Origin of the sequence: Bacillus sp. GMa5/1, from assembly GCF_050172015.1 — a bacterium.
GTDB classification, from domain to species: domain Bacteria; phylum Bacillota; class Bacilli; order Bacillales; family Bacillaceae_G; genus Bacillus_A; species Bacillus_A cereus.
Genome location: NZ_JBNLYC010000108.1, coordinates 1 through 15362, shown reverse-complemented (window position 1 = coordinate 15362; position 15362 = coordinate 1). Strand labels below are relative to the sequence as shown.

Genomic DNA, 15362 nt, shown 5'->3' with positions numbered 1-15362 from the left:
AATAAGATTCCTCTTATCTCTTTCAATTTTTTATTACATATACCTTTTTACTCGGCAATTCCAAACAATTTAGCTGACCACCGTACACAGCCCCGCCATCAATTCCAATAATACGATTACTACCAAAATACACTCCGCACTCCTCACTACCATGAAGCGTTTTTGTTTCCGTATGCCCAAATACAACAACCTTTTCACCGCTATATCCATTATGAAATTCATTACGGATCCACATTAACGTATATGGTTCAGATTCAGAAACTCGTTTCATCGGTTCAACCCCAGCATGTACAAATATATACTCTTCTGTTTCAATGTAATGATCTAATTCTTGAATAAACTTTATATGTTCCTCTAATACACGAGAGTGTAAAATCGGTTTTTGGAAGTCTTTCTCATTAACCGCAATATCCTCTTCTACAAATCCATAGCTATATAATGTCTTATCTCCACCATTTCTTTTTACCCAATGGTTCCATGAACGTTCCTCATTTGTCGTTAACGCCTTAATCATCATATCTTCATGATTTCCCTTTAAAATGAGTGCTCCCTCTTCTTTCAATTCTCTTACCTTTTCAATTACAGCACGCGCATTTGGACCACGATCTACATAATCTCCCAGTAAGATTAATTGATCCTGTTTCGCATCATATTGTGCTTCTTCCAATAACTGTTCGAACTTTTCTATCTCTCCATGAATATCACTAATAACAAGAATTCTTTTCATATTATCCCCCTCTTTCTAATTATAGTTCAAAACAACAGAAACTTCCGAATCTTAATCTTAAATCAAATTTATCCCGCATTAACGGGCAGTACGCCCCCCCAACTGATTACAGTTTCACTTTATTACAAACTAAACTATTATCCTTACAACAATGTAAGTCTCTTGTCATCCAATTCGATAGTTGTAATTACTGTATTTCCTTATACTGAAAGTAAGAAATGAAACAAAAAACAAGGAGAGATGAGAGATGAAAAAAGTAATGGAAGTTGTAGTAGCGGTAGTAGAGGTTTTCGTAAATGGTAAACAAGTCGCAATGGAGTTAAATAAATAATGAAAAGGACAACATTCACTCTAGACCCTTTACTCATATAAAAGAGATAAGACTTCATCATTTCTTTGATCCCTTATCTCCCTATAAAGAAAGCCGTATCCCTTTTAAGGATACGGCTTTCTCTTATTTTTGACTCGTACGAGCTGAAATGCTAATTGCTCTATCTGTTGCTTTGGCAGCTTCATCTAACGCTTCTTTACTATTCTTCCCGTCATACATCGCTTCTAATGCTTTTACAACTGCATCTCGTGATTCTGGGAATACACTAATTAAAGCCCCTTGTGTTGCTGGAGATTGCTTCGTCGCTTGCAGTTGATCTACTGTTACTTTCAACTGTGGATATTTTTCATATTGCTCTTTTACTAATGGCTCATTATATGCATCTGGATTAATTGAGAAATAACCTGTTGCAGTATGCCATTTTGCTTGTACGTCTGGCTTCGTTAAATATTTCATAAAGTCCCAAGCACCTTGTTGCGTTTCTTCTGAAACCATATTCGTCATCCATAATGATGCTCCACCAATAACAACACCATTTTGTTTCGAATCCTCTGGATACGGAATATATGAAACACCTACATTAAACTTAGATGCATCAATTAAATCACGAACACCTGCTGAAGAATCTAAATACATAGCAACTTGTCCAGACTGGAACGCGGCACGAATATCATCCCAACTTGCTCCATACTTTCCAAGTGCGCCAGCTTTATTTAAATCATCTAACATTCCAAATACTTTCTGTCCTTCTTTACCGTTAAATACCGCCTTCTTTGCAGCATCCTTACGACCGTTTTCGTTATCTACATATAAAGCACCTTGTGTCGCTAACAATTCTTCAAAGAACCAACCGTAGTTAAGCATGGAGAATCCATATTGTTTTACATTTCCGCCTTCTTTAATCGTTAACTTTTTCGCTGCTTCTTGTAATTCCGCATATGTTTTCGGAGCTTTCTCTGGATCTAAGCCCGCCTTTGCGAAAGCATCTTTATTATAAATTAATACTGGTGTAGATGAATTAAATGGCATAGAATACATTTTTCCATCAACTGAATAATAATTTGTAATTGCTTTTTCTAATTTTGACGTATCGTACTTATCTTTTTTTATCCAGCTATCAATTGGTGTGATTTTTTTACTATCAACCATATATTTCGTTGTAATTTCACTCGATTGAACAAGAGCTGGCGCTTCTTTCGTTGCAGACATCGTTCTAAATTTCGTTAAAGACTCTTCATATGTTCCTTGGAACTCTGCCTTTATCTCATATTTATTTTGCGACTTATTATAGTCTGCAACAAGACCATCTAGTACTCCTTGTGTTTTTCCACCCATCGCATGCCAGAAGCGAATTACTGTTTTATCACCATTTTTTTCAACTGGTGCTACTTTTGCCTGTGCTTCAGGTTTTCCCTCTGTTTTACTATTTGAACAAGCGACACTAGATAATGCCATTGTTGCTACCATTAATAGAGCAGCACCTTTTTTTACTAGATTCATTTAAATCTCACCTTCTCTTAATTATTTAATTGCACCTTTTGTTAATCCTTGTTGTAATTGCTTTTGCCCTAAAAATAGTAAAATCAATGTTGGAATAACGATAACCGTAACACCGGCCATTACGCTTCCCCAATCAGTTGCAACTTCTTGAGACTGAAGCTGCTTCACACCGATTTGCACTGTTCTTACTTTTTCATCAGTGGTCACTAAAAGTGGCCATAAATACATATTCCATGTTGTTAAAAAGCTATATACTCCAAGCGTAATAAAACTCGTTTTACAATACGGAATTACAACGCTGAATAAAAATCTTATATTTCCAATCCCTTCAATAAACGCAGCTTCTTTCAGTTCATTCGGAAGTGTCATAAAATGTTGACGTAACAAGAAAATACCGAAAGCTGTTGCAAAAAACGGCACTGTCATCCCGGCGAAACTATTGATCCAACCAAAGTTTTGAATCGTTAAAAAGTTAGGCACCATCGTTGCTTCCCACGGAATAAGCATCGTTGAAATAAACAGGAAGAAAATTAAGTTTCTCCCTTTAAACTGAAGAAAAACAAAAGCATAAGCTGCTAAACTTGATACGATAAGTTGTCCAATCATAACGACTGTCGATACAATTAAACTGTTATATAAGTATGTAAAAAGTGGTACTTTTTGAAAAATATTAATGAAATTATCAAAAGTAAACTGGGTCGGAAATAACCTTCTCATTTGAACATCGTCTGGTGTCATAAAACTTATTAAAAATGCATACAGTACAGGAAAAAATACCATTACTGCACTAATAATGAGCAGCATGTATAATAGGAAATTTTGTTTCCACTGTTTAACAATCATTTATAATGCACCTTTCTCTCAGCAAACTTAAATTGAAGTAATGTAGCAAGGAAAATGAAAACAAATAATACCATTGCTTGTGCACTTGCTGTTCCAAATTGATGATTCACAAACGCCTCTTTGTAAATCGAGTACACAATCAAATTCGTTGCATCATTTGGTCCACCGTGCGTTAAAATATCAATTTGTCCAAAGCTTTGGAACGCACTAATTAATGTTACTGTTACAATAAAGAATAAAGTTGGTGATAGCATCGGTAATGTAACACGGCGAAGTTTATATAAATAACTAGCACCATCTATAGATGCACTCTCATATAACGACGTATCGATATTTTGTAAACCACCTAATATAACTAAAAATGCAAAACCTGTATTCACCCAAACTGTTGTAACTGATACAGAGAATAGTGCCCAGTCCGGACTCGTTAACCATGCGATTGCAGGAAGGTTCATAGAAGCTAATATATTATTAAATAATCCTACACTTGGATGAAATAAAAATAGCCAAATCACTGCACTAGCAGCTACTGATATTCCCATCGTCGAAGAAAACAGAACTCGGAATAACCCAATACCTCTTACTTTTCCATTTGCAATCAATGCAAGAAACAAAGCAAATATAATACTCGTAGGCACTGTATATAAAACAAATAATAAAGTTGATTTTATACTTTTGTAGAAGGCTGGATCAGAGAATAAGTATTGATAATTTTCTAAGCCAACGAAAAGATTAGCTTCCCCATGTATATCGGTTAAATAAAAGCTATAGTAAATTGTCCTAAACAATGGATAGAACAAAAAAATCGAAAATAACAAAATAGATGGCGCCAAAAACAATAATCCTATTCTTAAATCTTTCGTTCTCCCCCATAATTTTTTCTTTTTTGACACCTTTGTTTGAACTGGTAACTTACTTACTTCGATCATTATTTCGCCACCACTTTCAACTCTTCTTCAGCTACCACTTTTAAGCGTTCATTCGTGTTTTCATTAAAGAAGCATAACTTTTCTTGCGAGAATAATAATTTTACTTTGTCACCTTTGTTCAAGAGTAACTGTCCGATGACTTTCGCACTCCAAGTTGTTCCATTTACCGCAAAGTTCAATATAGACTCATTCCCTAATACTTCTACAGATTGCAACGTCACTTCTTGTCCCTCCTCAGACAGTACAATATGCTCAGGGCGCATGCCTATGCGAATTGTTCCTTCTGGTAATTGCTTTAACTGTCTAATAGATAATGGAATTTGCAATTGCCCTATATGTAATACACCTTTTTCTTTATTTACTTCCCCATCATTTATATTCATAGAAGGAGAACCTATAAAGTTTGCAACAAATTCGTTTGCTGGTTCGTTATATATGTCAAGTGGTGTTCCAACTTGCTGTATACTTCCTTTATTTAAAACCATGATACGATCTCCCATAGTCATCGCTTCTATTTGATCGTGGGTAACGTAAATCATCGTAATTCCTAATCGCTGCTGAATTTCTCTAATTTCAATTCTCATTTGCGCACGTAATTTCGCATCCAAATTCGAAAGTGGTTCATCCATTAAACAGATTGGCGCTTGACTCACAATTGCCCTGGCAAGTGCAACACGCTGTCTTTGTCCGCCTGATAATTGGCCTGGTTTCATTTTCACATACTCTTTCAGTCCTACCATTTCAATAGCTTCCATTAATCGCTTTTGTCGCTCTTCTTTTTGTACTTTTCTTACCTTAAGTCCAAATAAAATATTTTCTTCTACAGATAAGTGTGGATATAATGCATAATTTTGAAATACCATTGATAGATTACGGTCTTTCGGCTCTAGATCATTTGCAACACGTTCATTAATAATTAAATCTCCTGAAGAAATCTCTTCTAAGCCAGCGATCATTCGTAATAATGTGCTTTTCCCGCATCCCGAAGGTCCAACTAAAACAAAAAATTCACCCTTCTTAATATGAACCGATACGCCTTTAACCGCTGTCTCTTCTGCATTTTTATATACCTTTGAAACATTTTTCAATTCAATCACAAGGTTGCACTCCTTTTTTCTTCTTGTATCCATACTTCATAATGACTTGTTGAAATCGCACTTGCTCCTGCATGAATTGCAATTTCCGCATCTTCTCGCGTTTGAATCAGCCCACCTGCAATAATAGGAAACTCTATTTCCTCTACTAGCTGTTTAATTATAGAAGGCATAATCCCCGGCATAATCTCTACTGCATTTGGTTTAGTCGTTTTACAATTTTCAATTGATTTAGTAAGGGATAAAGTATCTACAATAAAAATACGTTGAATTGTTTTCAATCCAATTTTATTAGCATTTCGAATTGTTGAACCCTTTGTTGAAATAATACCTTGTGCCCCGATAACATCTTGAATATACAAAAGCGCTTCCTCTGTATTCGTATTTAAGCCTTGTATAAAATCACAATGAAGAAATACATCATGTCCATGTTTCTGCAATTCATATACACGCTCTGGTAATTCCAGCATTGAACCAGTCATAAGAAAAACTGTTTTCGGCAATTTTTTGTATGCTTTGTATCCTTTCCAATCCTTTATCATCGCAATATAAGGTTCTTTAAACATTTTTTCCACCTAACTGTTCTATTTTTATCCAAACTAAAAACACCTACTTACATAGAACGCCTTTCTCCTTATTTGAACTCTAGGGAATAGAGCACACCTAAGAAAGTGGCACATTATATGTAAGTGGGTGTTCTCAAATGTTCTCTACCCTATTTATTTTGTTACCTTTACTATATTACGCATTTATTAAGTCAGTTTTGATAGATTGTTAATTAGGTGTTAACCGAATGTTAATATTCACCATATCACCTTTTACATTAATCCATATATTCGAATGCAAACGAATAGAACGAAACAATACTTAAAATTCAATCAATATGTAAATTCATTCCATAGTTAATAAGTTTTAGTTTGCTTGCCACTGCTTGCGAAGCAAAGTTATCCCAAGCAGTACTATAAAGTGGAATGCGCTTTTCCTCTTGTATTGATAAGGCCCAGGCTGTAACAACATCAGTACCATATCCATTCCCTTGAAATTCCGCTAAAGTTTCCACACTTGCCTCAGCAGCTACGGGCGTACTTCTGGCACTGCAACAAACGGAAACTACCTTTTCATTTTTTACAATTGCAAAATAAGGTTTCCTCCATTCCATCTGTTCTATTAGATTAGGAAAATTTTCTCGCAAAAGCTCTCTATTCTTCTCAGTTATTTGTATTGTTCTAGTCGGCTTATGTAAATTACTATGAAACATGAAAGCAGGACCCATCCAACTATTTTCCACTGTTCTTTCTTCATTTAATATATTAATAATCTTTGCTATCTCTATATGCTTTGAAGGTTCTCGAATTAACTTCTCAATCTTACTTACCGTTTCATCGTCCACATTACAATGATATCTCGTTATACTCCCTTCACGAGTTCTGCCAAGAAAAAAACGTGGTGCTTTCGGATTTCCTTGTTCATTTACATATTTCATTTTTCCTACTTGATTATGAACAAATAAAACCTCTGCCTGAATTACTATTAAATCAAGTTTTGAGAGCCTCATTTTTATCCTCCTTATTTACTCCATATACCATCCATTCATAATCTATTTTTCATGTTCAAAATAAAAATCCCATTCAAATACACATTACTGAATCCATCATACTAACTGATTTCTTCATTCTGTCTATCTAAATGGGATTATTTTTCCGTTTTTTACTCTACTGGTTGTTGTGGCTGTACTACTTCATTCGCTCCAGCTACCCTCAACATATTTACAATATCTTTAAAACCTCTTTTTTCAGCGTATTGCAGTGGCGTCAGATGTTCCTTGTTAGCCATGTTTACATCTGCACCGTGATCAATAAGCAATTGAATTACTTTCTTATGGTTTTCACTACCATTTCCTAATACAATTGCTTCTAATAACGCTGTTCCACCACGTTCATTTTTATAATTCACATCAATATCTGTATGCTCTAATAATTCTTTAACAACCTCTACATGGCCACGCTCAGATGCAGAAATAAGTGCTGTCCCACCTGACCTAGTCGTTTCTTTCGTATTAACTCCTGCATTAATTAATACTTTTACAATATCCGTATATCCTTCTCTACTTGCATAAAGAAGTGGATTACTTTTTTTCTCATCTTTAATTTCAATATTAGCACCTGCACCAATTAATGCTTTAACTGTCTCTACATGATTTTGGTACGTCGCTGCAAGGACAGGCGTTTCTCCGTTGTCACCTTCTACGTTTATATTCGCTCCATCCTGAATCAACTTCATAGCTGTCTCTGTGTCTCCAAGGGTAGCTGAAAGTAACAACTGTTTGTCCATTAAATTTATACTTTTCTCTTCTTTAGATTCTTCCTGTTCTTTATGCTTCTCTTTTTTCTTTTCATTTTTCACATGAACCGGTTTCGATTCTGGTTCTTCTTGCTTATCGCAAGCCACTACCGTCATTAAAAGTCCTAATAAAATACATAATAAAATTTTTTGTTTTCTCACAACTACAGCTCCTATGAAAGATAATGTTTTCTTAACCATTCCTCCATCACATACAATAACTCTTCTTGAGTACATTTATCCATAAGCCCTTTATATTCCTTCTTTAATCGGATTATCTTAAGCTTATACTATGTTTCTCAACCTATTGAAATGATACGCCTGATGGCCCCATCATTAACATTATGAAGCAATTAGTTTAGCACGTTTTTACCGCATTTGTATACATTTCTAAAAAGTACATAAAGTGAAACTTTAATTAGTGGGGGTTTTGTTCATCCACCACTAATTATTAGCCCACACCAATCGGGCTTTTACGGGCAGCCCGACTCCACCTAACTTCTTTGCTTTCACTAAATTTTGAGGTGGGGATCTTATTGCCCGTTAATGCGGGATAAATGATTGCTTTAGGTTACTATATTCCATTGTAACCGTTCTTCTAAAAATTTTACACCTTTTCTATATTTGCACCTGAGTAATAATAGAAAAAGACAACTATATAGTTGTCTTTTTCTATCATTAATGATGTCCACCATGATTTCCTGCTTTCGGTTTCCCCATCATCTCTTTATTCATTTCCCATTTATGCTCTGCTAGCTCTTTATATGAAAGAACTTTCCCCTTATAGTTAGATACAAAGCTCTCTGCATCTTTTTTATTTTTAAATGAAATGACATTATAAGCCATCGGTGTCGTTATTGTTTTATCATATACGTAAGTAGCGTCTTCTAACGAAATCCAATCTTTCGAATCATAATCTCGAACAAATTTCTCTTTCGTCTTTTCACCTGAGTTGATCTCCATCCATTTATACATACAACCGATATCATCAAACTTTAACGCTTTTCCATTTTCTAAAATAATTTCTGTTGCAAATTGATTATCTGTTACCCCAATTTGACAAATATCACATTTATCATGTTTCTCATCAATGGCAACAGCTGCTGTTTCCTTTTTCCCACACCCGACTACCGTAAATACGAAACATAAACATATAGCAAGTACGACATATTTTACTTTCATCAATATTCCTCCCTAGAAACCGTATACTCCACGAAAAGAATACCAAAAGGTTGTGTGAGATTTGTGAAAAAACAATGTGCTTTTTGTAATATAGGAAACAAAAAAAGATGTGTAGTTATTTCTACACATCTCTCATCACTCACAACCTGTAATTAATAAATCATCTTCTAATTTAACTAATAATGTATCCTCACTAATTTCCTGTCCAACTTCTACATTTACCAATCTTATATTTCCACTAATCCCGACTGCAATTTTTTTAAGCTCACCGTCATTTTTTCGGATCATCAGTAATTTCTCCCATTCATATACGTAAGAAGATTCATTAATAAAAATCTCCTCTACTTTTCCTTCATAAGAGCTATAAATCTCTTCAATTCTCGTTTTCATATAACATCTACTCCCTATTTCACACTTCACTATTTTCATCTTATTCTACCATTCTTACGAGGAGCAGCTTACTTTTTAAAAATTCAAATTAACTACCATGAACAAAATGAACAAAATAAAAATTATGCTTCTAATGATGTTATTTTTCAAATTATTTACCATTTGAATAGATGCTTTTATTATAAATAAAAAACCTTTTTCTGAATTTTTATTCTATTTTGAAAGCGCAATCATTCTTTTGAGGGGGAAATTACATGTTAGCACTACTTGGATTTGCGATGGTATTTGTCTTTATGTTTTTAATTATGACGAAACGTATGTCAGCGCTAGTAGCATTAATATTAATTCCGAGTGTTTTTGCATTAATTGGCGGATTCTATGCCAATATGGGGCCTATGATGTTAGAGGGAATTCAAAAATTAGCACCTACTGGTATTATGCTTATGTTCGCTATTTTATATTTTGGGATTATGATTGATAGCGGTTTATTCGATCCTGTCATTAGTAAGATTTTAAAATTTGTAAAAGGAGATCCTTTAAAAATCGTTGTCGGAACGGCTATATTGACTATTATCGTTTCTCTAGATGGTGACGGTACAACAACATACATGATTACAGTTTCCGCAATGTATCCACTATATAAGCGCCTTGGAATGAACCCCCTCATATTAGCTGGAGTTGTTATGTTAGGGGCGGGGGTAACAAATCTTACACCTTGGGGTGGACCCACAGCTCGTGTTATGAGCGCACTTGGACTTGAGGCTTCTGAATTATTTACACCTCTTATTCCAGGAATGATTGCTGGTGCAATTTGGGTTGTTTTCGTTGCTTACTATCTTGGAAAAAAAGAAAGAAAACGTTTAGGAATTATGGATGTACAGTATTTAAAACAAATGCAAACAATGGATGAGCAAGCTGCAACTGTCGAAGCCGCAGTACATAAACGTCCTAAACTTCTATGGATTAACTTTTTATTAACCGCTACATTACTTGTCTGTCTCATACTAGAAGTTATGCCGTTACCTGTTTTATTTACAGTCGCTTTTGCTATTGCTGTTATGATTAACTATCCAAACTTAGAACAACAGAAAGAACGTATTGCTTCTCATGCAGGGAATGTATTAGCAGTTGTTTCTCTCGTATTTGCTGCCGGTATTTTCACTGGTATTTTATCTGGAACAAAAATGGTAGATGCCATGGCTAACAGTGTAGTAACTCTTATACCAGATGCACTTGGACCACAATTGCCAATTATTACAGCTCTTCTTAGTATGCCATTCACATTTTTCATGTCCAATGATGCATTTTACTTTGGGGTATTACCTATTTTAACTAAGGCTGCTGCTACTTACGGAATTAGTGCAGCTGAAATGGGACGTGCTTCCTTACTTGGGCAACCCGTTCACTTATTAAGTCCTCTTGTTGCATCCACTTATTTATTAGTTGGGATGGCAAAAGTTGATTTTGGTGAACATCAACGTTTTACTTTATTGTGGGCAGTTGGAACGACAATGGTGATGTTGATTACTGGCATTGTAATTGGGATTATTCCAATATAAGACGCAAAAAACAGTAGAAGAAATAAATCCTCTACTGTTTTTTATTATGAAGAAACAAGAAAATACCGTCTCTCCGGTCTCCCCACACTCCCATATATTAGCTCTGCGTGGACTTTCTTCCCAGATATTAAATACTCTAAATAGCGCCTTGCAGTTGATCGACTTACGCCTACCATTGAACTTAGTACCTCTGCTGTAATGCCTTCTTCATTAACTGTTAACATATGTTTTTTTATTTTTGCTAAAGTTAAGGGGTCTATCCCTTTCGGGGCATATTCCATTTCATTTCCCTTTACGCCTCTTTGAGACCATAAATGTTCTATTTGTTCTGTAGATAATTGATTATTTTTCTTCAGCTGCACAATCTTTTTTTGATAACTTTCCAAACTCGCCTTAAATCGATCAAACATTAGTGGCTTTACAATATAATCTGTTACTCCGCCCCGCAGGGCGTGCCTCACTACATCTGTTTCCGATGCCGCTGTAATCATAATAATATCTGTATCGTGCAAATGATGCCTAATATATGTGACAAGTTCCGTTCCTTGCATATCAGGTAAGTACACATCTAATAACACAAGCTGTGGCTTCACAAGCTCTAGCCATTCTTTCGCTTGTTCTCCAGTCGTTGCCGTTCCAATTACTTTAAATCCCTCAATTTTTTCAGTAAAACGACGATGAATGTCAGCAATCCGAATATCATCTTCTACAATTAATACTTCAATCTCCTCACCCATTACTATTCGCCTCTCTCTTTCGGTAGTGCAATAATAAATAACGCACCACCTAAATCCCCTTTTTCGATTGCAATACTTCCATTTAAATCTTCTACTAACTCTTTCACTTTTGCTAATCCATATCCTCGCTCTCCTCCTTCTTTCGTCGAAAAGCCTTTATAGAATATACTAGTAATTATTTCATCATGAATCCCTTGCCCTGAATCTTCCACTTCAATTAATATTTCTTCTCCAATATCAGTTACAAACATCCTTACTCTCTTATCATTCTCTTCATTTTTTTCAATTGCTTCAAATGCATTCGTAATTAAATTTCCTAAAATAGAAACGACATAATTACTCTCAATATGTGGACTTAATTTGTGTAAACCACTTTCTCTATCTAGCATAAAATCAATCTTCAACTCTCGTGCTCTATTATAAAATCCAATTAAAATTCCACCTAGCCATGGATTTTGAATCCGCTTCATAATAAATTGAACAAAATCTTGATATACCGCTGTTTCCTTATGAATAAGCTCTAAAGCATCTTCGTATGATTCTAATTGGATAAGACCTGAAAGCGTATACAATAAATTGTTATATTCGTGCGCTTGCGCTCGTAATGCCTCTGTATATTGCTTCGTCTGAGATAATTCTGCTGTTAACTGATCCATTTCAGATTTCAAACGTAAGCTCGATACAACGCCAGTTACTTTATTCTTTACTTTAATAGGTAGACGGTTCGCAATAACAGCCTGTCCTTTTATATTTAATTGGCGATCAAACTGTTCTTCACCAGTTTGAAGTACATCTAGTATCGTTGAATTAGGAATTACATTTAAAATAAATTCCCCAATAATATTTTGTTGTTTATCTAGCGAAAGAATATCATAAGCTGCTTGATTGACTAAACTAATCATGCCATTTTTATCGATTACAATAATCCCTTCACGTACAGATTGAATCACTGTACTATGCTCTTCATATAAAGATGAAATTTCTTCTGGTTCCATACCGAACATCATTCTTTTTATACTTGCCGCTAAATATATAGAGCCGATTACTCCAATTAATAGGCCTATTATTGTAATCCAAAATACACGCTTTCCATACACCTCTACCGCTCCATGAATATCATCCATTGAAAATCCAACAGACACCACACCAATGATTTCATTTTCCTGATTACGGATTGGAACTTTTCCGCGTAATGAAGGGCCTAATGATCCAGTTGCTTTCGAAACATATGATTTTCCTTCTAATAAAACGCCTTTGTTATCTCCACCAATCATCGCTTCTCCTATTTTATCTCGCTCAGGATGTGCATATCGAATCCCCTCTTTATTTCCAACTACAATGAAGTCAGCCTCTGTATCCATTCGAATTCTTTCTGCAATCGGCTGAATAATAGAAGCTGGGTTTTCTTTTTGAAAAGCTTCCTTTATTTCAGGTATAGCAGCAACTGTTTTCGCAACATGCAAAGCCCTTTTGCCAATTTGCTCTTCTACCGTTTCAGATAATATGTAATAAAATAAATAACTCGTTAGCATAAGTACAACTAAAATAAGTGTACTAATAGTTAATGTAATTCTCGGTTGGAGTTTTAATTTTTTTAATTTCAAAACCATTCCCCTAACATGATTAAAGATAGAATTTAAAGAATATACAGTCTCTTTAATTATACTTAATCATAACACGGTTACTCTATATTTCTTTCTTTTTCTCTTCATAAAAAAAGAAACGAAGTAAAATTACTACCTCGTTTCTTAACATTCGTTATTACACTTTAAACTTACTAATCATCTCTTGTAATTCTTCTGCCATTTGTGATAAATGGACTGCTGCTGCATTTATTTCATCTACTGAAGCTAATTGTTCCTCAGAGGAACCAGCAATATTTTGAACGCTTGCTGCATTTTCTTCAATTGTAGCTGCAATTTCATTAATAGATGCACTTACTTGTTTTGCATCTACCGTCATTTGTTTTGCTACATCTACCATGTTATCAATTTGTACAACTGTATCATCCGTAGATTTCAATATTTCAGCAAAGCTTTGCTTCGTTTCATTTGCAACTACAAGTCCTGATTGTACTTCTACTCCAACTTGATTCATAGAGCTTACTGTTTCTTTTATATCAAATTGAATCTCTTTCACTAGTTTCCCAATTTCCGTAGAAGACTGTCCTGATTGTTCTGCTAGCTTTCGCACTTCATCTGCTACAATTGCAAATCCTCTTCCTTGCTCTCCAGCTCTCGCAGCCTCAATTGCCGCATTTAACGCTAATAAATTTGTCTGTTCAGCAATATGTTGAATCACTTCAAGGATTGCTCCAATTTGTTTCGACTTATCGTCTAACAAACCAATGATTTTGTCTGACTGCGAAACAGACTCATGAATTAATTGCATTTGATTCACAGTTTGTTCAACTAACTTCCCACCATTTTCAGCTTTTTTCTTCGTATACATAGAGGCTGTAGATACTAATGAAGAACTATCTGCAACACGCTGAATTCCTTCTGTAACTTCTTCTAACAATGTTGCTCCTTCTTCAACTTCTTTCGTTTGTATTTCTGCACCACTTGATACTTGCTCTATCGCCTGTGTAATTTGTTCCGTTGCTTCGCTTGTCTGCTTCATACTAGCTGTTAATTCTTCTGAAGATGCCGCTACATGACTTGCTGAAGTGTTTATATTGGAAATGACACTTTGTAACGATGCAGCCATCTCGTTAAAACTTTCTCCTAGCTGCCCAATTTCATCTTTAGAATGAACTGTAATTGACTCTGTTAAATCGCCTTCACTAATCTTTTTCGATGATATAACAAGTTGTTTTAACGGACTAATAATAGAAGCAATTATGAAGTAAATTAAAATCCCACCAATTACTAATGAAATACCAATAACAGTTATTGTTTTATAGAAAATAGGGTTAGCTGCTTCGATAATTTCTTTTGAAGGCATAATTCCTGCTATTTTCCATCCAGTTTTCTTATTCGTTTTAAAAGTGATATTGCGATCTTCACCATCTAATGAATAATAAAAATCTCCAGCTTCCTGTTTATACAATTCTTTACTAAGTTTCTCTTCTAATTTCTCTCCTGGCTTCATTTTCGGGTGCGCTACTACATTTTTATCTTGATCAAATATCGCTACATATCCTTCCTTACCGATATTAACCATCTTGGAAGTAGTAACAATATTATTAATGATTAAGTCAATCCCAAGAACTCCACTTTTATCCTCGTTTTGTTTTGCTAGTGTAATAACAATATTCCCTGTCGTTTTTGACTTATATGGAGCAGTTACAATTACCTCTCCACTTTTCTTCACGGCCTCTTTATACCAATCTCTTTCTGTAGGATTATATCCATCTGGCATCTGAATAGCTGGTGATTGAATGAACTGTCCATTACTAGATCCTGTATAGATTGCTTCCATTTCTGGATGCAGTTTATTGTATTCTTCTAGTTTATTTTGTATGTTTTGAATTTGATCTGCTTGGTAACTTGATTGTGTGAATAATTTCGTAAAATAAGTTGCATCTACTTTTTTACTATCCAATTCTTTATTAATTACATTATCCAAAATTTTTATATTATCTTTCGCCGAGTTTAAAATCGTTTCATTAAAATTCGTCTTCGCCTGTTGATAAGACGTCCAACCAATTACAATACTTGGAAGAATTAAAATGATAACAAATGACACAAGTAACTTTGTTTTTAAACTACTACTCCTTAATTTCCCT

At 34.8% G+C, this 15362-nt stretch carries 14 protein-coding genes and 1 pseudogene; 1 reads left to right on the top strand and 14 read right to left on the bottom strand.

The annotated features are described in order from the left end of the window. Positions 1-22: 22 nt before the first annotated feature. From ACQGSG_RS20500 to ACQGSG_RS20455, 10 genes are all read right to left on the bottom strand, one after another. Complete coding sequence (locus ACQGSG_RS20500; RefSeq protein WP_048568054.1) at positions 23-727, bottom strand: metallophosphoesterase family protein; 705 nt, start codon at positions 725-727, stop codon at positions 23-25. A gap of 454 nt (positions 728-1181) precedes the next feature. Next, a complete protein-coding gene (locus tag ACQGSG_RS20495; RefSeq protein WP_001055009.1) occupies positions 1182-2558 on the bottom strand; it encodes an ABC transporter substrate-binding protein in 1377 nt (458 codons plus the stop codon). 21 nt (positions 2559-2579) lie between these two features. Next, complete coding sequence (locus ACQGSG_RS20490; RefSeq protein ID WP_000635956.1) at positions 2580-3401, bottom strand: carbohydrate ABC transporter permease; 822 nt, start codon at positions 3399-3401, stop codon at positions 2580-2582. Then, positions 3398-4330 (bottom strand): carbohydrate ABC transporter permease, encoded by a 933-nt coding sequence (locus ACQGSG_RS20485; RefSeq protein ID WP_000573803.1) that lies wholly within the window; start codon positions 4328-4330, stop codon positions 3398-3400. Before ACQGSG_RS20485 ends, ACQGSG_RS20490 begins: the two co-directional genes overlap by 4 nt. After that, complete coding sequence (locus ACQGSG_RS20480; protein WP_000571380.1) at positions 4330-5427, bottom strand: ABC transporter ATP-binding protein; 1098 nt, start codon at positions 5425-5427, stop codon at positions 4330-4332. Before ACQGSG_RS20480 ends, ACQGSG_RS20485 begins: the two co-directional genes overlap by 1 nt. Next, positions 5424-5990 (bottom strand): glycerol-3-phosphate responsive antiterminator, encoded by a 567-nt coding sequence (locus ACQGSG_RS20475; RefSeq protein WP_000472001.1) that lies wholly within the window; start codon positions 5988-5990, stop codon positions 5424-5426. Before ACQGSG_RS20475 ends, ACQGSG_RS20480 begins: the two co-directional genes overlap by 4 nt. A 308-nt stretch (positions 5991-6298) precedes the next feature. Then, positions 6299-6979, bottom strand: coding sequence for a GNAT family N-acetyltransferase (locus ACQGSG_RS20470; RefSeq protein ID WP_325842752.1), 681 nt, complete (start codon positions 6977-6979; stop codon positions 6299-6301). Between the two features lie 152 nt (positions 6980-7131). After that, positions 7132-8001: an ankyrin repeat domain-containing protein gene (locus ACQGSG_RS20465; protein ID WP_000287336.1), complete on the bottom strand. Its 870-nt coding sequence runs from the start codon at positions 7999-8001 to the stop codon at positions 7132-7134. 441 nt (positions 8002-8442) lie between these two features. Then, positions 8443-8946 (bottom strand): nitrous oxide reductase accessory protein NosL, encoded by a 504-nt coding sequence (locus tag ACQGSG_RS20460; RefSeq protein ID WP_000865666.1) that lies wholly within the window; start codon positions 8944-8946, stop codon positions 8443-8445. Between the two features lie 135 nt (positions 8947-9081). Beyond that, positions 9082-9336: a hypothetical protein gene (locus ACQGSG_RS20455; protein WP_000857377.1), complete on the bottom strand. Its 255-nt coding sequence runs from the start codon at positions 9334-9336 to the stop codon at positions 9082-9084. 254 nt (positions 9337-9590) lie between these two features. Between ACQGSG_RS20455 and ACQGSG_RS20450 the strand changes: the two genes are divergently transcribed. Further along, a complete protein-coding gene (locus ACQGSG_RS20450; protein ID WP_000880474.1) occupies positions 9591-10895 on the top strand; it encodes a CitMHS family transporter in 1305 nt (434 codons plus the stop codon). Between the two features lie 44 nt (positions 10896-10939). Here the strand turns inward: ACQGSG_RS20450 and ACQGSG_RS20445 are convergent, their stop codons facing one another. The 4 genes and pseudogenes from ACQGSG_RS20445 to ACQGSG_RS20430 form a co-directional block, all read right to left on the bottom strand. Beyond that, complete coding sequence (locus ACQGSG_RS20445) at positions 10940-11632, bottom strand: response regulator (protein ID WP_000503463.1); 693 nt, start codon at positions 11630-11632, stop codon at positions 10940-10942. A gap of 2 nt (positions 11633-11634) precedes the next feature. Continuing rightward, positions 11635-13242: an ATP-binding protein gene (locus ACQGSG_RS20440; protein WP_080024498.1), complete on the bottom strand. Its 1608-nt coding sequence runs from the start codon at positions 13240-13242 to the stop codon at positions 11635-11637. Positions 13243-13393: 151 nt separating this feature from the next. Beyond that, entirely contained in the window at positions 13394-14254 is an 861-nt protein-coding gene (locus tag ACQGSG_RS20435; RefSeq protein WP_370941341.1) for a methyl-accepting chemotaxis protein, read from the bottom strand. A 129-nt stretch (positions 14255-14383) separates the two neighbouring features. Further along, positions 14384-15322: pseudogene (locus tag ACQGSG_RS20430) on the bottom strand (cache domain-containing protein); the annotation flags it as partial. Positions 15323-15362: the final 40 nt, after the last annotated feature.

Bases quoted from the DNA above. Each gene is read 5' to 3' on its own strand.
- ACQGSG_RS20495 (WP_001055009.1), bottom strand. From the start codon at position 2,558: ATGAATCTAGTAAAAAAAGGTGCTGCTCTATTAATGGTAGCAACAATG.
- ACQGSG_RS20440 (WP_080024498.1), bottom strand. From the start codon at position 13,242: ATGGTTTTGAAATTAAAAAAATTAAAACTCCAACCGAGAATTACATTA.
- ACQGSG_RS20490 (WP_000635956.1), bottom strand. From the start codon at position 3,401: ATGATTGTTAAACAGTGGAAACAAAATTTCCTATTATACATGCTGCTC.
- ACQGSG_RS20500 (WP_048568054.1), bottom strand. From the start codon at position 727: ATGAAAAGAATTCTTGTTATTAGTGATATTCATGGAGAGATAGAAAAG.
- ACQGSG_RS20450 (WP_000880474.1), top strand. From the start codon at position 9,591: ATGTTAGCACTACTTGGATTTGCGATGGTATTTGTCTTTATGTTTTTA.
- ACQGSG_RS20435 (WP_370941341.1), bottom strand. From the start codon at position 14,254: ATGAAGCAGACAAGCGAAGCAACGGAACAAATTACACAGGCGATAGAG.
- ACQGSG_RS20470 (WP_325842752.1), bottom strand. From the start codon at position 6,979: ATGAGGCTCTCAAAACTTGATTTAATAGTAATTCAGGCAGAGGTTTTA.
- ACQGSG_RS20465 (WP_000287336.1), bottom strand. From the start codon at position 8,001: ATGTACTCAAGAAGAGTTATTGTATGTGATGGAGGAATGGTTAAGAAA.
- ACQGSG_RS20485 (WP_000573803.1), bottom strand. From the start codon at position 4,330: ATGATCGAAGTAAGTAAGTTACCAGTTCAAACAAAGGTGTCAAAAAAG.
- ACQGSG_RS20455 (WP_000857377.1), bottom strand. From the start codon at position 9,336: ATGAAAACGAGAATTGAAGAGATTTATAGCTCTTATGAAGGAAAAGTA.
- ACQGSG_RS20460 (WP_000865666.1), bottom strand. From the start codon at position 8,946: ATGAAAGTAAAATATGTCGTACTTGCTATATGTTTATGTTTCGTATTT.
- ACQGSG_RS20475 (WP_000472001.1), bottom strand. From the start codon at position 5,990: ATGTTTAAAGAACCTTATATTGCGATGATAAAGGATTGGAAAGGATAC.
- ACQGSG_RS20445 (WP_000503463.1), bottom strand. From the start codon at position 11,632: ATGGGTGAGGAGATTGAAGTATTAATTGTAGAAGATGATATTCGGATT.